General features: G+C 63.8%; 17 protein-coding genes. 11 read left to right on the forward strand and 6 right to left on the reverse strand.

What is annotated here, in order from left to right; translation table 11 throughout:
* Positions 1 to 31 precede the first annotated feature (31 nt).
* From MA07_RS20120 to MA07_RS20150, 7 genes are all read left to right on the forward strand, one after another.
* Positions 32 to 1,552: a sugar ABC transporter ATP-binding protein gene (locus MA07_RS20120; RefSeq protein WP_036356002.1), complete on the forward strand. Its 1,521-nt coding sequence runs from the start codon at positions 32 to 34 to the stop codon at positions 1,550 to 1,552.
* On the forward strand, positions 1,549 to 2,547 hold the full coding sequence (locus MA07_RS20125) for an ABC transporter permease (RefSeq protein WP_036355786.1): 999 nt from the start codon (positions 1,549 to 1,551) through the stop codon (positions 2,545 to 2,547). The genes MA07_RS20120 and MA07_RS20125 overlap by 4 nt, the downstream gene beginning before the upstream one ends.
* A gap of 64 nt (positions 2,548 to 2,611) precedes the next feature.
* Complete coding sequence (locus tag MA07_RS20130; protein ID WP_036355788.1) at positions 2,612 to 3,562, forward strand: substrate-binding domain-containing protein; 951 nt, start codon at positions 2,612 to 2,614, stop codon at positions 3,560 to 3,562.
* A 123-nt stretch (positions 3,563 to 3,685) separates the two neighbouring features.
* Positions 3,686 to 4,747, forward strand: a complete 1,062-nt coding sequence (locus MA07_RS20135; RefSeq protein WP_036355791.1) for a sugar phosphate isomerase/epimerase — start codon at positions 3,686 to 3,688, stop codon at positions 4,745 to 4,747.
* An 18-nt stretch (positions 4,748 to 4,765) separates the two neighbouring features.
* Positions 4,766 to 5,941, forward strand: coding sequence for a Gfo/Idh/MocA family oxidoreductase (locus MA07_RS20140; RefSeq protein ID WP_036355794.1), 1,176 nt, complete (start codon positions 4,766 to 4,768; stop codon positions 5,939 to 5,941).
* A gap of 127 nt (positions 5,942 to 6,068) precedes the next feature.
* Positions 6,069 to 6,479 (forward strand): Fur family transcriptional regulator, encoded by a 411-nt coding sequence (locus MA07_RS20145; RefSeq protein WP_036355796.1) that lies wholly within the window; start codon positions 6,069 to 6,071, stop codon positions 6,477 to 6,479.
* Between the two features lie 197 nt (positions 6,480 to 6,676).
* Positions 6,677 to 7,129: a Fur family transcriptional regulator gene (locus MA07_RS20150; RefSeq protein WP_052003362.1), complete on the forward strand. Its 453-nt coding sequence runs from the start codon at positions 6,677 to 6,679 to the stop codon at positions 7,127 to 7,129.
* 81 nt (positions 7,130 to 7,210) lie between these two features.
* Here the strand turns inward: MA07_RS20150 and MA07_RS20155 are convergent, their stop codons facing one another.
* A complete protein-coding gene (locus MA07_RS20155; RefSeq protein WP_036355799.1) occupies positions 7,211 to 10,306 on the reverse strand; it encodes an efflux RND transporter permease subunit in 3,096 nt (1,031 codons plus the stop codon).
* Between the two features lie 9 nt (positions 10,307 to 10,315).
* Positions 10,316 to 11,449: an efflux RND transporter periplasmic adaptor subunit gene (locus tag MA07_RS20160; RefSeq protein ID WP_036355801.1), complete on the reverse strand. Its 1,134-nt coding sequence runs from the start codon at positions 11,447 to 11,449 to the stop codon at positions 10,316 to 10,318.
* A gap of 163 nt (positions 11,450 to 11,612) precedes the next feature.
* On the opposite strand from MA07_RS20160, the gene MA07_RS20165 reads away from it, so the two are divergent.
* Positions 11,613 to 12,185 carry a TetR/AcrR family transcriptional regulator gene (locus MA07_RS20165; protein ID WP_081929075.1) on the forward strand — a complete coding sequence of 191 codons (573 nt, stop codon included), beginning with the start codon at positions 11,613 to 11,615 and terminating at the stop codon, positions 12,183 to 12,185.
* A 12-nt stretch (positions 12,186 to 12,197) separates the two neighbouring features.
* Here MA07_RS20165 and MA07_RS20170 read toward each other — a convergent pair whose 3' ends face one another.
* From MA07_RS20170 to MA07_RS20180, 3 genes are read right to left on the reverse strand one after another with little or no spacing between them, the layout of a single operon-like run.
* On the reverse strand, positions 12,198 to 13,370 hold the full coding sequence (locus MA07_RS20170) for a CaiB/BaiF CoA-transferase family protein (RefSeq protein WP_036355806.1): 1,173 nt from the start codon (positions 13,368 to 13,370) through the stop codon (positions 12,198 to 12,200).
* Between the two features lie 5 nt (positions 13,371 to 13,375).
* Positions 13,376 to 14,182, reverse strand: coding sequence for a 4-hydroxy-tetrahydrodipicolinate reductase (dapB, locus tag MA07_RS20175; RefSeq protein WP_036355808.1), 807 nt, complete (start codon positions 14,180 to 14,182; stop codon positions 13,376 to 13,378).
* Positions 14,183 to 14,196: 14 nt separating this feature from the next.
* On the reverse strand, positions 14,197 to 15,396 hold the full coding sequence (locus MA07_RS20180; protein ID WP_152568945.1) for an acyl-CoA dehydrogenase: 1,200 nt from the start codon (positions 15,394 to 15,396) through the stop codon (positions 14,197 to 14,199).
* A gap of 144 nt (positions 15,397 to 15,540) precedes the next feature.
* Here MA07_RS20180 and MA07_RS20185 point away from each other — a divergent pair, with 144 nt between their 5' ends.
* On the forward strand, positions 15,541 to 16,437 hold the full coding sequence (locus tag MA07_RS20185) for a LysR family transcriptional regulator (RefSeq protein ID WP_036355814.1): 897 nt from the start codon (positions 15,541 to 15,543) through the stop codon (positions 16,435 to 16,437).
* Here MA07_RS20185 and MA07_RS20190 read toward each other — a convergent pair.
* A complete protein-coding gene (locus tag MA07_RS20190; protein WP_036355817.1) occupies positions 16,428 to 17,615 on the reverse strand; it encodes a multidrug effflux MFS transporter in 1,188 nt (395 codons plus the stop codon). The genes MA07_RS20185 and MA07_RS20190 overlap by 10 nt on opposite strands.
* Before the next feature lie 346 nt (positions 17,616 to 17,961).
* Here MA07_RS20190 and bcsN point away from each other — a divergent pair, with 346 nt between their 5' ends.
* On the forward strand, positions 17,962 to 18,936 hold the full coding sequence (bcsN, locus tag MA07_RS20195; protein WP_052003363.1) for a cellulose biosynthesis protein BcsN: 975 nt from the start codon (positions 17,962 to 17,964) through the stop codon (positions 18,934 to 18,936).
* A 163-nt stretch (positions 18,937 to 19,099) separates the two neighbouring features.
* A complete protein-coding gene (bcsA, locus tag MA07_RS20200; RefSeq protein WP_036355820.1) occupies positions 19,100 to 21,295 on the forward strand; it encodes a UDP-forming cellulose synthase catalytic subunit in 2,196 nt (731 codons plus the stop codon).
* Position 21,296: the final 1 nt, after the last annotated feature.

Below are 21,296 nucleotides of genomic sequence, written 5' to 3' on the forward strand. Positions count from 1 at the left end.
GGCGAGCGATTTTGCTCATCCGGAGCAGGTGATGGATTCCGTTCTTCGCGCAGAGAACATCTCGAAATCCTTCGGACCCATCGAGGTCCTGAGCGGCATTTCGCTGGATCTGAGGCCTGGCGAGGTCCTCGCGGTCATCGGCGAGAACGGGGCCGGCAAATCGACCCTCATGCGCATCCTGTCGGGACATCTTCCGCCCACGAAGGGAAGTCTGCACCTCAACGGCCAGCCGATCACCTTCTCAGGGCCTGTGGATGCGGAGGCTCACGGCATCGTTCTGGTGCACCAGGAGATCCTCCTCGCTCCGGATCTGACGGTCGCGCAGAATCTGTTCCTCGGCCGCGAGATCAGGCGCTTCGGCTTCGTGGACGACAAGTCCATGCGGGAGCGCACGCGGGCCATCCTGCATGAGCTCGGCACCAACATCGATCCCGACCGCGAGGTCAGCCGCCTGTCCATCGCGGACCGGCAGCTGGTCCAAATCGCCCGCGCGCTTCTCGTGCCGCACACGGTGGTCGCCTTCGACGAGCCGACCGCGGTGCTCACGCCGATCGAGGCCGAGAGCCTGTTCGAGATCATCCGGAAGCTTCGGTCTCAGGGCGTGGCGGTGCTCTACATCTCCCATCGCCTCAACGAGGTGAAGGCGGTCGCCGACCGAGTCACTGTCCTGCGGGACGGGCGCCACATCGCCACCCGCGACATCGAAGGGCTCGAACCCCTGGAAATGGCGCGCCTCATGGTGGGCCGCGACATGTCCAAGCTTTACCCCGAGAAGCCGGAGACCGCCTCCGACCAGGTCGTGCTGACCGTGCGCGACATGGCCGTGCCGGGCTATGTGGAGAACGCCTCCTTCACGCTGCGTCGCGGCGAGATCCTGGGCTTCGGCGGCCTCATCGGGGCGGGCCGCACGGAGCTGTTCGAAGGCATCGTGGGCCTGCGCCCAGGCCAGGGTACCGTCACCCTCGACGACAGGAACGTCCACTTTCGCGATGCGCGGGAGGCGATGGCGGCCGGCATCGTCTATCTGTCGGAGGATCGGAAGGGCAAGGGCCTGCTTCTGCAGCAGAACCTACGGATCAATCTCTCCCTCGCAGCTTTGGACAAATTCGGCCGCGGATCGTTCATCGACAAGGGCGCCGAGGAGAAGGCGCTCGATCAGGCGATCAAGGACTTCGACATCCGCACCCGGAGCCGCGACCTGCTGGCAGGCCAGCTCTCCGGCGGCAACCAGCAGAAGCTCCTGCTTGCCAAGATGATGCTGCTGGAGCCGCGCATCGTCATCATCGACGAGCCGACGCGCGGCGTTGACATTGGCACGAAGGAGCAGATCTACCGCTTCATCGCGTCGCTCGCCGCCGAGGGCAAGGCCGTCGTCGTCATCTCGTCCGAGATGCAGGAGCTGATCGGCCTCTGCCACCGGGTCGTCGTGATGCGCAACGGACGCGTCGCCGGCGAAGTTGCGCAAGCCGATCTGTCGGAAGACGCTATCGTTTATCTCGCCACAGGCGTTCACGAGGAAAGGGCGGCGGAAATCGCCGCTGGCCACGCATGACCGAAACCGTGCTTCCCACCCGCGCCGAAAAGCGCAAGTTCAAGATGGACATGCGGGCTCTTTCGCCCTTCATCGCGCTGATCGTGCTCATCATTGCGGGCGCGCTGATCAATCCCGACTTCCTGACCGCCTCGAACCTGCTCAACGTGGTGACGCGCTCGGCCTTCATTGCCATCATCGCGGTGGGCGCCACCTTCGTGATCGCCGGCGGCGGACTCGATCTCTCCGTGGGTTCCATGGCGGCGCTCACGGCCGGCGTCATGATCCTGACCCTGAACAATCTGGGCGGGGGCGATGTGGGCACGCTGGCGATTGGACTGTTGGCTGCCATCGCGCTCGGTGCCGCCTGCGGGCTGGCCAATGGTCTCATCGTCACCTTCGGGCGAATCGAGCCCTTCATCGTGACACTGGGCACCATGGGCATCTTCCGCTCCCTGGTCATCTGGCTGGCGGCCGGCGGCACCATCACCATGCGCAATTTCGAACTGCGCGAACTCTATCGCCCGGTCTATTTCGGCAATATCTTCGGCATTCCGTATCCGATCATTGCCTTTCTCGTGGTGGCCGCCATCGGCGCCCTGATCCTCTACCGCACCTCCTTCGGCCGCCATGTGGTGGCGCTCGGCTCCAACGAGGATGTGGCGCGCTATTCGGGCGTGCCGATCTGGCGCGTGCGCACGCTCACCTACGTCATCCAGGGCATCTGCGTCGGCATCGCCGTGCTGGTCTACGTGCCGCGTCTCGGCTCCGCCACGCCGACCACGGGTCTGCTGTGGGAACTGCAGGCCATCACGGCCGTGGTCATCGGCGGCACGGCCCTCAAGGGAGGCATCGGCCGGGTCTGGGGCACCGTCGTCGGTGCGGTGATCCTCGAACTCGTCGCCAACATCATGGTGCTGTCGAACTTCGTCTCCGAGTTTCTCGTGGGCGCGGTTCAGGGTGCCATCATCATTATCGCCATGCTCGTGCAGCGGTCAGTTCACCGCGGGCGATGAAACCGGTGCGGGCCTGCCGGACAAGGGACAAAGGCCCCAAACCAACCCCCCAGGGAGGAATGAGATGAAAGCAACGGTACTTAAAATCGCAGTCGCGGCAGGCCTGATGGCCGGCGTTGCCACCGGCGCGATGGCCCAGCAGAAGAACGTGACGATCGGCGTCTCGATCCCGGCCGCCACTCACGGCTGGACCGGCGGCGTCGTCTATCACGCGCAGGAGACGGCCAAGCAGCTCGAGAAGGGCTATCCGGGCCTCAAGGTCGTGGTGAAGACCTCACCCGACGGCGCCGCGCAGGCGAATGCCATCGACGATCTGATGTCGCAGAAGGTGGACGCCCTCGTGGTGCTGCCCTTCAACTCCGACGAGCTGACGAACCCCATGCGCGAGGTCAAGAAGCGCGGAACCTTCGTGACCATCGTCGATCGCGGCCTCAAGGATCCGTCGATCCAGGACATCTATGTGGCCGGCAATAATCCGGAATTCGGCCGCGTGGCCGGCAAGTACTTCGTCGAGAACCTGAAGCAGGGCAACGTGGTGGTCTTCCGCGGCATCCCGACGGTGATCGACGAGGAGCGCGTGACGAATTTTGAGAAGGCTCTCGAAGGCTCGGGCGTGAAGGTGATCGACAAGCAGTACGCCAACTGGAACCGCGACGACGCGTTCAAGGTGATGCAGGACTACCTCGCCAAGCACCCGAAGATCGACGCGGTCTGGGCCTCCGACGACGACATGGCGCTCGGCGTCATGGAGGCGATCCGTCAGGCCAAGCGCGAGGACATCAAGTTCGTCCTTGGCGGCGCCGGCATGAAGGACATGGTCAAGAAGGTGATGGACGGCGACAAGATGGTTCCGGCCAACGTGTCCTATCCGCCGTCGATGATCTCGACCGCCATGGGCGTGACCGCAGCGCAGTTCTACACCAATGCGCCGATGCGCGGCACTTACACGTTGAATGCCGAGCTGATCACGAAGGACAACGCCAAGAACCATTACTTCCCGAACTCGCCGTTCTAAGGCGCGTGACGATCTCGTCCCTTCCTCCGGGAAGGGACGAGGCAACGGCAAGCTGTTCGACACTCGTGCGGCTTTCCCTTGCCGGTTTTCCCGCCTTTCTCACGCCACCTCGGGAGTTCACCCATGAAGACCATGAAGGGCCCCGGCCTTTTCCTTGCCCAGTTCGCAGGCGACGAGGCTCCGTTCAATTCGCTCGACGCGATCTGCCGCTGGGCGGCCTCCCTTGGCTATAAGGGCGTGCAGATTCCCACCTGGGATGCACGCCTCTTCGATCTCAAGAAGGCTGCAGAATCGGAGGCCTATTGCGACGAGGTGCAGGGCATCGTGCGCTCGCACGGCCTGGAGATCACGGAGCTCTCCACCCATCTGCAGGGCCAGCTCGTGGCGGTGCATCCGGCCTTCGACGAGGCCTTCGACGGATTCGCGGCGCCCGAAGTCAGAGGCAACCCGAAGGCCAGGCAGGAATGGGCCGTCAGCCAGATGCTGATGGCGGCCAAAGCCTCGAAGCGCCTAGGTCTGAACGTTAGCGTGTCGTTCTCCGGCGCGCTCGCTTGGCCCTTCGTCTATCCCTGGCCGCAACGCCCCGCAGGCCTCGTCGAGACCGCTTTCGAGGAGTTGGGCCGGCGCTGGCGGCCGATCCTCGATGCCTATGAGGATGCAGGCTGCGACGTGGCTTACGAGATCCATCCCGGCGAGGACATTCACGACGGCGCCACCTTCGAGCGCTTCGTCGACGCGGTGGGCGGACATGCGCGCGCCTGCATCAACTACGATCCGAGCCACTTCCTGCTGCAGCAGCTCGACTACATCGCCTTCATCGATCTCTACCACGAGCGCATCAAGGCGTTCCATGCCAAGGATGCGGAGTTCAACCCGTCCGGCCGCGTCGGCGTCTATGGCGGCTATGAGAGCTGGATCAACCGTGCGGGGCGCTTCCGCTCCCTCGGGGACGGGCAGGTGGATTTCGGCGCGATCTTCTCCAAGCTCGCGCAGTACGACTACGATTCCTGGGCCGTGCTGGAATGGGAATGCGCCCTCAAGCACCCCGAAGACGGCGCGCGCGAAGGCGCCGAGTTCATCAAGGCGCATATCATCCGCGTGACGGAGAAGGCCTTCGACGACTTCGCGTCCGGCGGAACGGACGAGGCGGCGAACCGCCGGATGCTCGGCATCGGCGCGGCATAAGCAACAAGGGGGCCGGACATGACGATTGCAGGATCTCCGGATCAGAAGCTGAACCGCCGCTTGCGCCTCGGCATGGTCGGAGGCGGGCGCGGCGCCTTCATCGGCGCGGTGCACCGCATCGCCGCCCGCATCGACGACCGCTGGGAGCTGGTGGCGGGCGCCCTTTCGTCCGATCCGGAGCGCGCAAAGGCCTCCGGCGAGGACCTCCTCCTGAAGCCCGACCGGATCTATGGCGACTTCAACGAGATGGCCCGGCGGGAGCGGCGGCTGAAGGACGGCATCGATGCGGTTGCCATCGTCACGCCGAACCACGCGCACGCCGCCGCCGCCCGTGCCTTCCTGAAGGCCGGCATTCATGTGATCTGCGACAAGCCTCTCACGACGACGCGGCGCGAGGCCGATCAGCTCGCCAAGCTCGCCCATGAGTCAGGCCTCATCTTCGCGGTGACGCACAACTACACCGGCTACCCGCTTGTGCGGCAGGCCCGCGCCATGATTCAGGCGGGAGAGCTGGGCGCCATTCGCGTCGTGCAGGTGGAATACGCGCAGGACTGGCTTGCCACCCGTATGGAGGAGACCGGCAGCAAGCAGGCCGAATGGCGCACGGACCCGGCGCGCTCAGGCCCTGCCGGCGCCGTGGGCGACATCGGCACGCATGCCTTCAACCTCGCCGAGTTCATCGTCGGCGACGAGGTCGCGTCCCTCTCCGCGGAGCTTCACACCTTCGTGGAAGGCCGCAGGCTCGACGACAATGCGCACATGATGCTGCGCTTTGCGTCGGGCGCGAAAGGCATGCTCTGGTGCAGCCAGGTGGCGGCCGGCCTCGAGAACGGTCTCAGGATCCGCGTCTATGGCGAGAAAGCGGGACTCGAGTGGCACCAGGAGAACCCGAACTACCTCACCTTCTCGCCCTTGGGCGAGCCGCCCCGCACCATCCGCCGCAACGGCTATGGGGCCGACGAGGCCTCCCGCGCCGCGTCGCGCATTCCGGGCGGACATCCGGAAGGCTATCTCGAGGGCTTCGCCCAGCTTTACACGGATGTGGCCGAGCAGATTACGGCGCGTATCGAGAAGCGCGAGCCCAGTCCCTTCTCGCTTCAGGTCCCCACGGTCGACCAAGGCGTCAGGGGCGTCCGCTTCATCGAAGCGGCGGTGCGCTCCTCGCAGCGCAAGGCAGCCTGGGTGGATCTGTAGAGCGGCCGACCAAACGAAAAGCCCTGTCGGAGCGGCTCCGACAGGGCAATCGGCGCAGGTGGCTTGAAATCGCTTTCGCAATCATGACGTATAGGGCGACCACCCCCGGCGGAACCGACGATATCAGATGGCTCATACGCATCACCACCACGGCATCGACGACCTGAACGAGACGCAGAAGCGGGTTCATCGGATCCTGTGTTCCGCCCAGAACCCGCTCTCGGCCTACGAGGTCCTCGACAAGATGCGTGGCAAGGGAGCCGTCACGCCACCGACGGTCTACCGATCGCTGGACAAGCTCATCGAGAAGGGCCTTGCCCATAGGCTCGAGAGCCTGAACGCCTACGTCGCTTGCAAGCATCCTCATGACCATCAGGACATGGCGGCCTTCGCGATCTGCGAGAGCTGCGGCCTGGTCAAGGAATTCACCGACTCTCATATCAGCGAGCGCCTGTCCCACTGGAGCGGCGATCACGCGTTCTCCGCCAAGAAGGTGACGGTGGAGATCCGGGGACTTTGCGAAATCTGTGCCAAGTAGTCCCGGGCGCTGGAACTTACCCAAATATATCACGTTATTACGTATTGCTTCCTCCGGAAGCATGTCTGATGCCCGCCATCAGCCTTCCGTTGAGGAAAAAAGTGTAATTCCAGCCCCTTTCGCAACGATAGCACATTGTCAGAGCCGTATTTTACCTATATGAATATATAGGTTCCGTAATAACAGGAGTGTGGCTCATGAGCACCAAGGCCCTCAGGAAGGAAGAAGAGGAAAACCTCCTCCGTCGTGCCGACGATCTGTGCCGGCAGAACAATCTCAGGCTCACGCCGATCCGGGAGCGTGTCTATCGCGAGCTGGTTCAGAGCGGCGGCCCGGTCGGGGCTTACGATCTGGTCGATCGCCTGAGCAACGAGAAGAAGCGTCTTGCTCCGGTGACCATCTATCGCGCCCTGGACTTCCTGCGCGACGCAGGTCTCGTCCATCGTCTGGCCACCCAGAACTCCTATGTGATCTCCCACGGTCAGCCGGACATGAACGCGATGAAGATCATGTTCGTGGATGCGAAGACCGGTGAAACCGTCGAGGTTCATTCGAGCGAGGTTGCCGAAGCCGTTCGCAAGGCCGCGGAGCAGGCCGGCTTCAAGTCGGTCTCCCCCTTCATGGAAGTCGAAGGCGAGATCGCCCAGTAATTCAAGAAGAGGCAGGATCGGCGTCGACCTGCCTCTCAGGACGTAACTGAAAAGGCCGGGCATTGCCCGGCCTTTTCGTTGTCACTCCGCCGCGACGGGCTGATGGTGATGGTGCCTCTCGGGTGTCCTGTCTACCGCCCGGTGGGCACGGACGGTCTCCCGTGAGATGAAGGTGTAGAACATCGGCACCACGAAGAGCGTGAAGATCGTGCCGATGGACATGCCGGACGCGATCACCAGACCCATCGAGAAGCGGGCAGCCGCACCGGCGCCGCTGGCATAGAGCAGAGGCGCAACGCCGAGCACCATGGCGGCCGTGGTCATCAGGATCGGGCGCAGACGGACGCGCGCCGCCTCCTCGATGGCCTCACGCTTGCTGACCCCGTGCTTTTCCTTCTGCTCGTTGGCGAACTCCACCATCAGAATGCCGTGCTTGGTGATCAGGCCCACAAGGGTGATCAGCCCCACCTGCGTGTAGATGTTGAGGGTCGCCAGACCCAAGTTCAGGAAGATCATGGCCCCGAACATGGAGAGCGGAACCGACATCATGATGATGAACGGATCCCGGAAGCTCTCGAACTGCGCCGCCAGCACCAGGTAGATCACGATGATGGCGAGCCCGAAGGCCAGGAAGATCGAGTTGCCTTCCTGAATTTCCAGGCGCGACTGACCGGCATAATCCTCATAGAAGCCCTGCGGCATGACTTCCTTGGCAATGGAACGCAAGGTCGCCAAACCCTCCGAGGTGGTCACTCCAGGCAGCGGCAAGGCCGACAGGGTCGCCGAATTGAGCTGGTTGAACTGCTCGATGACGGCCGGCGCCGCATCCGTCTTGATGCTGATGAGGGCGGACAACGGAACCATGGAGCCGTCGGACGCACGGACATAATACTCGGCGAGCCGCTCCGGGTTGAGACGGTCCTCCTGCCGGACCTGGCTGACGACGTCGTAGCTCCGGTTGTCGCGGTCGAACTTCGAGATCGGCGCACCGCCGACGAGAGCCCCGAGCGTGTTGCCGATCTCGGACACGGGCACGCCCAACGCTGCAGCCCGATCGCGGTCCACCGTGATGCGCGCCCGCGGCGTCTCATAGGAGATGGAGTTCTGGACAACGATGAACTTGCCCGACTTCATTGCCCGCTTGCGGATCTCATCCGCGGTCTCATAGGCCTGGGAGGAATCGCCGATGGTGCGCAACACATACTGGATCGGCAGGCCGTCACCGGCTCCGGGCAGGGATGGAGGCGCAAAGGCGAAAGCCTGGAGACCGGCATTCTCGTTCAGAAGGTTCTGAATGTCCTGCTTGGTCTGGGCTCCCTTCTTCTCACGCTCGCTCCATTCCTTCAGCTTGAAGCCGAAGAAGCCGCCGCCGCCGCCGTCGGTGCCGACAATCAGGAAGCTGTCGTCGATTTCCTTGATCTTCTCCGCCGCATTGGTGAACTGCTTGGAGAAGGCCTGGGTGTAATCGGCGGTCGCATATTTCGGCGCATTCAGGATGCCGAGATAGGCACCCTGATCCTCTTCCGGCGCGAGCTCGGAGGAGGTCTTGGTGAACATGAACGCCGTTGTGCCGAGAAGAACGGCCACGATGACGAGCGTCACGCCGCGATAGTCCAGTGAGCCCTTCAGGCGCCGGGCATACCAGTTCTCGAGCCGGGTGAAGACGCGGTCGACGAAAGCGGCAAACCGCCCCTGGCCACCGTGACCCTTCAGCAGCCGCGAGGACATCATGGGCGAGAGCGTCACGGCGACGATGCCCGAGATGATCACGGCGCCAGCCAGGGTAAAGGCAAACTCGCGGAAGAGCGAGCCTGTCAGGCCCTGCGTGAAGCCGATCGGGGCATAGACCGCCGCCAGGGTGACGGTCATGGACACGATGGGCAGGAAGATCTCCTTCATGCCCACGATGGCCGCATCGACCGGCTTGAGGCCTTCCTCGATGTGGCGGTGAATGTTCTCCAGCACCACGATGGCGTCGTCCACCACAAGGCCGATGGCCAGCACCATGGCCAGCAGCGTGAGCAGGTTGATCGAGTAGCCCAGCGCATAGAGGAAGAAGCACACGCCCACGAGCGAGAGCGGGATGGTCACGATGGGGATCAGCACCGAGCGGAAAGACCCCAGGAACAGCAGGATCACCACCACGACGATGAGCGCCGCCTCGCCGATGGTCGTGAACACCTCCTCGATCGAAGCCGAGATGAAGTTCGACGCATCGTAGACGATCTCGACATTCATGCCCTGAGGCAGGGTCGAGCGGATGCCCTCGATGGCTCTCGTCACCTCGTCGGCGACGGTCAGAGGATTGGCCGACGGTGTCGGCGTGATGCCGATGAAGGTGCCCTGGCTGCCGTTGAAGCTGACGATGGTGTCCGTGCTCTCGGGCCCGAGTTCCACATCCGCCACATCGCGCAGGCGCACGACCTGGTCGCCGTTCGAGCGGATCGGCAGCGTGCCGAATGTCTCAGGTGTCTGCAGGGTGGTCTGCATGTCGAGCCTGTAGGCCACGTACTCGCTCTGCGTCTTGCCCGGTGCCGCGAGGAAGTTGTTGGCCCGGATCGCCTGGACCACGTCGCCGGCGGTCACGCCACGGGAAGCCAGACGCACGGGATCGATCCAGACGCGCATCGAGAAGTCGCGCCCGCCGAGGATCTCGGCGTTGCCGACGCCTTCGAGCGTCGCAAAGCGCGGCTGCACCACACGGGTCAGGAATTCGGACACCTGCTCCGGGTTCATCTCCGTGCTGCCGAAGGTAATGTACATGAGGGCGAAGCTCTGCCCCGTACCCTTCATGATCACCGGATCCTCAGCCTCGGAGGGAAGCTGCGCGCGGATCTGCTGGACCTTGGAGGTAACTTCGGTGAGCGCCGCATTCGGATCCGTGTTGAGGCGCATGCGCACGGACACCGTGCTCACGCCCAGGCGGCTCTGCGTCGTCACGTAGTCGACGCCTTCCGCGCTCGACACGGATTTGGCGATGGGCGTGCTGATGAAGCCCTGGATCAGGTCGGCGCTGGCGCCCGTATAGACCGTCGTGATCGTGATGGTGGTTTCCTCGACCTCCGGATACTGGCGCACCTGGAGATTCATCAGACCCTGCGCACCCAGCAGCAGGATCAGGAGGCTCACCACCATCGACAGGACGGGGCGGCGGATGAAAAGTTCTGTGAAACTCATGGCTGATGCCTATTGCCCGCTTGCGAGCTTCGTCGTGTCGAGCTTGGTCACATCGATGGTGTTGTCGATCTTGACGGTCGAGCCGGCCTGCAGTTTGTTCTGCCCCGAGGCAGCCACCTGCTGACCGGGATTGAGGCCGGAGAGGATCTCGAGAGCCCCGCCGCGGCGACGGCCGGTCTTCACGAAGACCTGCTTGGCGACCTGAACCTGCTGGCCTGCCCGCTCTTCCTGCTCGATCGTATAGACGTAATCCCCGTAGAGGCTGGTGATAACCGCCGTCTGTGGCAGGGTCATGACGTTTGGCTGCTCCGGCAGGATCGCCTCCACGTGGAGGAACTGACCGGGGAGAATGGCCCCGTCCTTGTTGTCCTCGATGAGCGCCTGAACGGAGACCAGGCGGGTTGCCGGATCGACCCGAGGGTCCTTGCCGATGACGCGCCCCTTGAAGGGCAGGTCCGCCTCGGTCACACCGACACGGACTTCCTGGCCGAGCTTGATCTCGCTGGCCCGTTGCTCCGGAACCGTGAAATCGACCTTCATCGACGACAGGTCCTGGAAGCTCGCCACCACAGTGCCGGGCTGAAGGTACTGCCCCACGTCGATTCTCGAGATGCCAGGGACGCCGCCGAAGGGAGCCTTGAGCGCCTTCTGGTCGATGACAGCCCGGGTGCGGGCCTCCTGGGCACGAGCCGTGGCCAGGGAAGCCTCATTCTGCTCGAAGGTCGCCTCGGCCGTGATGCCGCGAGCGGACAGGGCCCGGGAACGGGCGAAGCTCGCCTCGGCGAGCTTCACCTGGGCCTGCACATTGGCCAGATCCGCCCGGTCGACCGCATCATCGAGTTGGACCAGCACCTTGCCCTGGGGGACGCGCTCGTTCGGCTTGAAGTTGATCTCCGTCACCACGCCGCCGACCTGCACGGCCAGCTCAACACCGTTGGCTGCCTTCGCCGTGCCGATGGCGCTGATCGCCGGTGTCCAGGTCTTCGCCTCGACCTTGGCAGCCGACACCGTCTGCGCCGGCTGCTGCATGGTGGCAAAGAACTGCGTGATCATCTTGTCGCGGAAGAAGTTGAACCAGATCAGGCCGCCGCAGAGGCCAACCGCGAGGACGAACACAAGACCGACTACAAGGCGCCGTTTCATAGGCTTCTTCCGAGATTGTGAACCCACGTCAGGGGGCCCATCTAAGACTAAGGAGGTGCGGCATTAACGGGACTTTTCCTTGACGCCAATGCCGTGGAACAATTTATATACCGTCTGGACGGTTTAGTCGCAAGTGCGGTAGCGCACAAAACAAGAGTGATGGATGCTGTTTCCCTGTACCAGAGGCCGTAAGAGTTCCCGAGAAAAAATTCTTGATGCGGCCGCAGAACTTGTCGGAGAAATCGGCGCCGGCCGGCTGACCCTTGAGGCTGTGGCGGACAAGGCCGGCCTCAGCAAGGGCGGGCTGCTCTACAACTTTCCGACCAAGGATGCGCTGCTGCAGGCGATGATCCAGCGCATGATCGACCAGGTTGCCTCTGAAAAGGAGGCGCTGCGCGAGAAGGCCCAACCTGGACCCAATCTGGAGGCCCGGGTCGTCACCAAGACTCTGCTGAATATCTGCTGCGGCGGCAAGATGCAGGACATGGCCACCGGAATGATGGCGGCCACCGCAGAGAATCCGCGCCTTCTCGACCCCGTGCGTCAGGTGATCCGCACCACTCTGGAGCAGTTGAAGGCGACCTCCGACGACCTCGACTCAGCCCTGCTGGCATGGCTGGCAACCGAAGGCCTGAGCAGCCTCGAGATGCACAATCTCAGCCCGTTCTCGGATGAGGACCGCCAGCGCATCGTGCAGGCCATCGAGCGCCTCGTGACCAAGGGCATCGCCGACTAGAAGGACGTGTGTTCAGGCCATCCAGGACGGGTCGCTCAGGACCTCGTCCGTGTGCTCGCCGAGCCGCGGCGAAGGGCGTTGGGCCGCCATCGGCTCCCCGTTCATCACGATCGGCGAGCGGACGGACGGGATCGCCCCACCCTGGGCTGCGGGTGAAGGCAGGTCGATCCTCATGCCGCGGGCGATGACCTGCGGATCGGCGAACACATCCGCCACCGTATTGATAGGGCCTGCCGGAACACCCTGCTTTTCGAGCGCCGACAGCAGCGCATCGCGGCTGGTCTTCAAGGTGAGCTCGGTGAGAATCGGCACGAGTTCGGCCCGGCGGCCCACCCGTCCCGCATTGCTCCTGAAGCGCTCATCCTGCGCCAGTTCGGGCTGGCCCAACACCGCAACGAAGCGGGCGAACTGCCCGTCGTTGCCCACCGCCACGATCACGTGACCGTCCGCCACCGGGAAAACCTGGTAGGGCACGATATTGGGATGGGCATTGCCCATGCGCCGGGGCGACTTGCCGGAGGCCAGATAATTCATGGCCTGGTTTGCCAGCACGCTCGTCTGCACGTCGAGGAGCGCCATGTCGAGATGCGCCCCCTCCCCCGTGGCATCGCGCTGGCGAAGGGCGGCCAGGATGCCGACGACAGAATAGACGCCGGTGAAGATGTCCACATAGGCGACGCCGATCTTCTGCGGTTCGCCCTCCGGATCGCCTGTCAGGTCCATGATCCCGCCCATGCCCTGGATCATGAAATCGTAGCCGGCGCGGGACGCGTAAGGTCCGTCCTGCCCGAAGCCCGTGATCGAGCAATAGACCAGGCGCGGGTTGACCTTTTTCAGGCTCTCGTAGTCGAGGCCGTATTTCTTCAGGCCACCGACCTTGAAGTTCTCGATCACCACATCCGCGTGCGCTGCAAGCTTACGCACGAGCTCCTGCCCCTCAGGCGTCTCGAAATCCGCCGCGATGGAGCGCTTGCCGCGGTTGCAGGAATGAAAGTAAGCCGCCGACAGATCCTCACCCTGGGCGCCCTCAATGAAGGGAGGCCCCCAGCCGCGGGTATCGTCGCCCGCACCTGGCCGCTCCACCTTCACCACATCGGCACCGAGATCGGCGAGCAGCTGACCGACCCAGGGGCCTGCCAGAATGCGCGCGAGTTCAAGGACCTTGAGACCTTCAAGTGGCTTCATGAGGATCAATCCATGATGGCGTCGAGACCGCGCCGCAGGCCGGTGAACGAGCCGACGCGACGGGCGGCCAGCAGCGTGCCGGCCACATAGGGAGCGGCCGACGAACCTGCATCGTGGCGGATCACGAGCCGCTCGTTGTCGGCACCGAACACCGCCTCGCAGGACAGGACGAAGGACGGCATGCGCAGGGAATGGACCTGCACCGGCTCCCTGGCGCCAAGAGCGCCGCCACGGGTTTCGCGAACGCCGGTCAGTTCATCCACGGGCTTCGACGTCGCGCTCTGGCGGACATCGCTCAGAAGCTCCGCCAGTTCGCGGGCGGTGCCCGACGGCGTATCGGGCTTCTTCGCCGAGGCGTAATCGATGACTTCCACGTCCGGGACAAAGCGGGCCGCCTCAAGGGCGAAACGGCGCAGCAGGGTCGCGGTGATCGAGAAATTGCCGGCCGCGAGCACGCCGCGACCTGCCGTCTGTGCTTGTGCGTCGATCTCGGCATAGTCTTCGGCGCCCAAGCCCGACGTGCCGACGACCACATGCTGGCCTTGTGCCAGAGCCGTGAGCGCATGAGCCTTCACGGCGCCGGGCTTGGTGTAGTCGATCACCACATCGGATGGCTCACGCAGCGCCTCCTCGAGGGTTGCGCTGATCGGAACACCGAGGCGGGCGAGACCAGCGGCCTCGCCGGCATCCTGCCCCGCCGCGCTGCGGCTGACGGCACCTGCCAGCTGCAGATCGTCGGAAGCCACAATCGCGGCGACGAGGGCCTTGCCGACCCAGCCGGTGGATCCCGCCAGGGTGATCCGAAGCGCCATGGGTGTGCCCCTTCTTAAAAGAACGCCTGCAGGCCGGTCTGGGCGCGGCCCAGGATGAGAGCATGCACATCGTGGGTGCCCTCATAGGTGTTCACGGTCTCCAGGTTCTGCGCGTGGCGCATCACATGGTATTCCTCCTGAATGCCGTTGCCGCCGTGCATGTCGCGGGCGATGCGGGCGATATCCAGGGCCTTGCCGACATTGTTGCGCTTGACCAGGGAGATCATCTCCGGCGCCACGCGACCCTCGTCGAAGAGGCGGCCGACGCGCAGGCTGGCGTGGAGGCCGAGCGTGATCTCGGTCATCATGTCGGCAAGCTTCTTCTGCACGAGCTGGGTGGCGGCGAGCGGCCGGTCGAACTGCTTGCGGTCGAGGGTGTACTGACGCGCGCGGTGCCAGCAATCCTCCGCCGCACCCAGCGCTCCCCAGGAGATGCCGTAGCGGGCCCGGTTGAGGCAGCCGAAGGGACCTCTTAAACCCGATACGTTGGGCAGCAGGGCGTCCTCACTGACCTCGACGTTGTCCATGACGATCTCGCCCGTGATGGAAGCGCGCAATGAGAGCTTGCCGCCGATCTTCGGAGCGGAGAGACCCTTCATGCCCTTGTCCAGCACGAAGCCGCGGATCTGGTTGTCGTGGGCTTCGGACTTGGCCCACACCACGAACACGTCCGCGATGGGAGAGTTGGAGATCCACATCTTGGAGCCGCTGATCCGATAGCCGCCATCGGTCTTCACCGCGCGGGTCTTCATGCCGGCCGGATCGGAGCCGGCATCCGGCTCGGTGAGGCCGAAGCAGCCGACGAACTCGCCCGAGGCAAGCTTGGGCAGGTACTTCCGGCGCTGCTCCTCGGAGCCATAGGCATAGATCGGGTACATGACGAGAGAGGACTGCACGCTCATCATGGAGCGGTAGCCGGAATCGACCCGCTCCACCTCGCGGGCCACGAGGCCGTAGGCCACGTAGGACGCGCCGGCGCAGCCGTAATCCTCCGGCAGGGTCACGCCGAGGAGGCCGAGTTCGCCCATCTCGTTGAAGATCGCCCGGTCGGTCTTCTCCTCACGGTAGGCCTCGATCACGCGGGGCAGGAGCCTGTCCTGAGCGTAGGCCCGGGCCGTGTCGCGGATCATGCGCTCGTCGTCGGTGAGAAGGTCGTCGAGGAGGAGCGGGTCTTCCCATTTGAGCTTCGCGAGTTCCTGTTGAGCACCGGCCATGATGATCATCCTTCCCATACAAGGAGTTCGGGCGCCGGCGTCAGGCCAGCAAAACCCATTGGATTTGAGTGGCAAAATCGCCCTGGACAGGCCAAAAGTAAATCGACATCTTCGCAGCAGGTTATTCTTAATTGGAATGAACGGGTGTTTCGTCGCGGCTTCCTGCCCAATGTGGGCAATCTCCTGGCCTTCGAGGCCACGGCCCGCCATGGCAGCGTGTCGCGCGCGGCCGAGGAGCTGAACCTGACGCAGAGCGCCGTCTCGCGCCAGATCCAGCAGCTGGAGGAATCGCTCGGCGTCTCCCTGTTCAGCCGCTCCCGGCAGCGGGTGGTGCTCACGGATGTGGGGCGCCTCTATGCGTCCCAGGTGCGCAGCACCCTGTCCGAGCTGTCCGACGCCACTCATCAGGCCATTGCCCTGTCAGGCACGACCGGCGTGCTCAACCTCGCAACCCTGCCGACCTTCGGCACCCGCTGGCTCATTCCGCGCATTCCCGGCTTCTTCGCCCAGCACCCGGGCGCCATGGTGAATTTCGGCGTGAGGCTCGTGCCCTTCGACTTTGCCGCCGAGCCCTTCGACGCCGCCATTCATTTCGGCGAGCCGCACTGGCCCGGGGCCGTGTGCGAGCTGCTGCGGACGGAGGAGGCGGTGCCCGTCTGCAGCCCGGCCTACCGGGAGCGCGAGAACCTGCGCTCACCGCAGGATCTGGCCCGGGCCACGCTGCTGCAGCAGAGCACGCGCCCCACAGCCTGGGCGGAGTGGTTCGCCAGTGTCGACGTGGAGGCGAGCAATCCGCTTCGCGGCCCACGCTTCGAGCAATTCGCCATGGTGGCCCAGGCGGCCGCCGCGGGCCTGGGCGCCGCCCTCATCCCGCATTTCCTGATCGCCGACGAGCTGGCATCGGGACGTCTGGAGATCCTCTTTCCGAACAGTCTCGTCAGCGGCGGTGCCTATTACCTGGTCTATCCGGAGCACAAGGCGGAGACGCCGCTGCTGCGCTCGTTTCGCGACTGGATCCTCGACCAGACCCGTCAGGGATAGGCGCGCTTCGGCTTCATGGCCCTGAAGCTCAGTGTGAGGGCCACGAGCGCGCAGACGAAGATGGCGCTCACCATCGAGACGGACGTGCCGTCGTAGAAGGCGCTGACCAGCGCAATCATCACAGCACCGGTGCTGAGCTGAAGCGTGCCCATGAGAGCCGAGGCCGTGCCGGCCACGGGACCGTGCTCCTCAAGGGCCAGCACCGCCGTGGACGGAATGACGAATCCGAGGCAGCCGAAGGACACGAACAGGAGACCCCACAGGACGAAGGCATTGTCGACGCCGGAGACGGTCAACAGGAAGAGCAGCGTCACGAGGCTGGCAAAGCATGAGATTGCGATGCGCACCACCCGCTCGGCGCCGAAGCGGCGCATGAAGGTGCTGTTGAACTGGGCGCTGCCGATGAAGGCAATGGCGTTCGACGCGAAGATCATGCTGTAGGCTGACGGCGTCATGCCGAAATGCTCGATGAAGATGACGGACGAGCCGGCGAGATAGGCAAAGAAGCTCGCTTGGCTGAACCCACCGATGAAGGCAAGGCCGAGGAAGCGCCGATCCTTGAGCAGGCTTCCATAGGTTTTGAAGGCCTGAGCGATGCCTCCCCTGCCCCGATCCGCCTTGTGAGTCTCGGGCAGGAGGAAGAGCACGACGGCAAGGCCGCCGATGCCGATGAGGCCGATGGCCCAGAAGATCACGCGCCAGCTGAAGAACGCCGTCAGGGCGCTCCCTGCCAGCGGCGCCAGGATCGGGGAGACGCTGAAAACCAGCATGCTGGTCGCCATCAGGCGGGCCGCCTCATGCCCGGTATGCAGATCGCGAATGATCGCCCGGGGGATCACCATGGTGGCGCAGGAGCCAACGCCCTGCAGGAACCGGAAGGCGATGAGGGTCTCCACGTTGGGGGCGAAGCTGCAGCCGATGCTGGCCAGGACGAACAGCCCCAGCCCTGCATATAGCGGCGGCTTGCGGCCGAATCGGTCCGAGAGCGGCCCATAGGCGATCTGACAGATGGCAACCGCCAGGAAGAAGCTCATCAGGCTCATCTGCACGCCGCTCACATCGACCTGAAGCTCCCGGGCGATGGCCGGAAAGGCTGGCAGGTACATGTCGATGGCGAACGGCCCGACGGCGGAGAGCATGCCTAGAACAAGCGCGTTGCGCAAAAAGGCGGATTGCATCGAAAAGGCTTTCTTCAAACCGGCCCGAGGGCCGGAACCGACAATCGGCCTGCCCGCCTCAGCAGACGGGCCAAGCAATGTCATCGGGAGACCCGGGAGGCGCCCTAGGACCAATTGCCCTGAGAGCGGCGCGCCGTTTGTATGCCGTCCGGCCGGCAGGTCAAGGCGAAGCGCCCATCCCGGCGGGATTAAAATCCGCCCCAGGGCGATGCTTACTCTTCGTTAACCATGAATGGTCATAGCTGGTTAAACCATCCAGCTGAATGGGCCCATCCGCTCCAGGGGCATCCCTCCAGCGAGCAAGCCTGCCCCCAGCTGCCCGGCCACGAGAGTTTTCACGTTCCGCATGACCGCTTCGACGCACAGGACTCAGACGCACTTCGGCGCTGCGGCAGCCGAAGCGGTCGTTGCCTGTGACCACGGGCAGACGGACGGTCCCGGCAAGGTCCTGAAGTGGCTCGCCGCCGCAGCCGTTCTGATGAGCGTTGCCGCCTGCGCGGGCCGGTCCGATCTCGGCTATGCGACGCTGAATTCCGAAGTGCCGGCAACCCGCGCGATCGTCGTCCCCCCGCCGGGCGGACCCTCCATCGTGGCTGTTCTGCAGCAGACCTACCAGAACGGGATCTCGCAGGAGATCGCCCTGTCGACGGCCTCGCTGACAGCCGGGCAGAATGCCTTCTATGTGAGCCTGCTCAACAACACCGCGAGCAACATGGAGATTCCGGAGACGCTCTCCCTGTCTCCTCTGACCCCGGATCGGATCGAGAGGGAGATGGAGGAGCGGATTCCCGGGGTCGCGATGCAGACCTCCCTCGTCTACGTCCAGAACAAATTCGGCCCCTTCGGCTTTGCCACGGGGCGCTCCTCGCAGGGCGACCTTTGCCTTTATGCCTGGCAGCAGATCGAACCCGACAAGCCCGCCATCCTGGTGCCCGGTGGAGCGATTTCGGTGCGCCTGCGCCTGTGCGATGCCGATGCCAGTGTCGATCAGCTCCTGCGAGTCATGTACGGCTACACGGTCGCGGCTTATTACCGCCAGGAATCGTGGAACCCCTATGGGGATCCGCCGCCGCCGCCCGCCGGCTTCGGGCAGACCGACGCGCCGATGTACCCGTTGGGCCTCAGCGGAAGGGAGGATGCCACCGTGATCCGCCGGCGCGCCCTGTCGTCGGAAAGTCGCCGCGCGGTCGTGTCCGATGAACCGTCGGGACGCCTCATCGACAAGGATACGGTGAGTCCACCCATTCCTGCACCGTCCATACCGCGGAGTACATTGCCTCTGGGCGGCTATCCTGTGGTGCCGCCCCCACCGACCGAGTAAAGCCAAGTCTAATTATCTATATGTAATAACATTATACACGGTTCTATTTGGCGATGTGACAATAGGCCTAAGCAACGATAAAGATATATTAATAGACCTGCCCGCAGTGTTGAACTAAGCGTGCACACTCTCACGCGAACACTCAGACCGAGAATCCGGACAAATGCGAGCAGGTCTTATCGTGGCCCTTTGGGCAGTGGCGGCGATCCTGATTGTCTCGCTTGTCGTTCTTCCCATCAGTCTTCAGGCGCATCTCGTGGCGGGCCTCACGGTCGTCGCCTGCATGATCATCATCAAGTTCTTCCGGGCTCAGGGTATCTGGCGCCAGATAGCCTTGGCGCTGGGTACCGCCATCGTCCTGCGCTACGTCTTCTGGCGGACTACCAGCACCATCCCGCCGATCACCGAGGTGGCGAACTTCATCCCTGGCTTCCTGCTGTATCTGGCCGAGATGTACAGCGTCATGATGCTGTTCTTGAGCCTCTTCGTGGTCTCCAGCCCGATGCCGTCGCGCAAGGCACCCCAGATCGACCCGCACAACCTGCCCACCGTCGATGTCTTCGTTCCAAGCTACAACGAGGGCGCCGATCTGCTAGCCACCACCCTGGCGGCAGCCAAGGCGATGACCTATCCGGAGGACAAGCTGACAGTCTGGCTTCTGGACGACGGAGGTACGGACGAGAAATGCAGCTCGCAGAATGCCCTCGCCGCCCTGCAGGCCCGGGAACGCCGTGCGGAACTGCAGGCCCTGTGCGCCGCGCTCGACGTCCGCTACCTGACCCGCGCCCGCAACCTGCATGCCAAGGCCGGCAACCTCAATAACGGTCTCGAGCACTCCACGGGCGATCTCGTTGCCGTCTTCGACGCCGACCACGCCCCGGCGCGCAACTTCCTGACCGAGACCGTCGGCTACTTCACCGCAGACAAGAACCTGTTTCTGGTCCAGACGCCTCACTTCTTCATCAATCCGGACCCGCTGGAGCGCAACCTCGGCACCTTCCAGACCATGCCGTCGGAGAACGAGATGTTCTACGGGGTCATCCAGCGCGGCCTCGACAAGTGGGATGCTTCCTTCTTCTGCGGCTCGGCCGCCGTGCTCCGGCGCGAAGCGCTTCAGGAGACCAATGGCTTCAGCGGCGTCAGCATCACGGAAGACTGCGAAACCGCCCTTGAGCTCCATTCCCGAGGCTGGAAAAGCGCCTATGTGGACAAGCCTCTGATCGCGGGCCTGCAGCCGGACAGCTTTTCCAGCTTCATCGGCCAGCGCTCGCGCTGGGCGCAGGGGATGATGCAGATCCTGCGCTACAAGTTTCCGCCTTTGAAGCGCGGGCTGAAGCTGTCGCAGCGCCTGTGCTACATGTCGAGCAGCATGTTCTGGCTGTTCCCGTTCTCGCGGTTCTGCTTTCTCGTCTCGCCGCTCTGCTATCTCTTCTTCTCGCTGGAAATCTTCACTGCGTCCGGAGGCGAGTTCTTCGCCTATACGTTCACCTACATGATGGTGAACTTCATGATGCAGAACTATCTCTATGGCCGCTATCGCTGGCCGTGGATTTCGGATCTCTACGAGTATGTGCAGACGATCTATCTTCTGCCCGCCGTTCTCTCGGTGATCGCCAATCCGAGCAAGCCCACCTTCAAGGTCACGTCGAAGAACGAGACCATGGACGAGAGCCGGGTGTCGGAATTGGGAACTCCCTATTTCATCATCTTCGGAATCCTGCTCCTCGGCGTCGTGGCCACGGGGGTACGGGTGTGGGCAGAGCCCTACAAAGCCGACCTGACCCTTGTCACGGGAGCCTGGAACATCCTCAACCTGATCATCGCGGGCTGCGCCCTGGGCGTGGTGTCGGAGCGGGCGACGCGCCGGCAGAGCCACCGGGTCCGCGTCGAGCGCCCCTGCCGCTTTGTCATGGGCGATGAAGTCATTGACGCTGTTCTGAAGGACGTCTCCGTTGGCGGTGCAAGACTTCACGTGCCTCCCTCCGTCGAGCCCAGGCTGAAGAAGGGAGCCGCAGGCACCCTCGAATTCCAGCCTTTCGCCAACCTCCCCATTCAGCATCTGCCGGTGGAGATCCGCAAGGTCGGAATGAACGACGACGGGCTGCTGCTGGGATGCCGCTTCATGATCGAGAAGGCCGAGCACCGGAAGATGATCGCGGACCTTGTCTTCGCCAATGCGGATCAGTGGAGCGACTTCCAGAGGAACCGGCACTACGACATCGGCGTGCTGCGCGGAACGCTCTGGTTTTTCATGGTTGCCTTCTACCAGACCGGCCGTGGCCTCTCCTATTTCCTGGGCCTGCAGCGGATCGGCAGCTCCTCCCCTCGGGCTCCGTCCATAGCCGCAGCCGTCAAGTAGA

It is taken from the genome of Microvirga sp. BSC39 (assembly GCF_000739015.1).
In the GTDB taxonomy this organism is placed as follows: Bacteria; Pseudomonadota; Alphaproteobacteria; order Rhizobiales; family Beijerinckiaceae; genus Microvirga.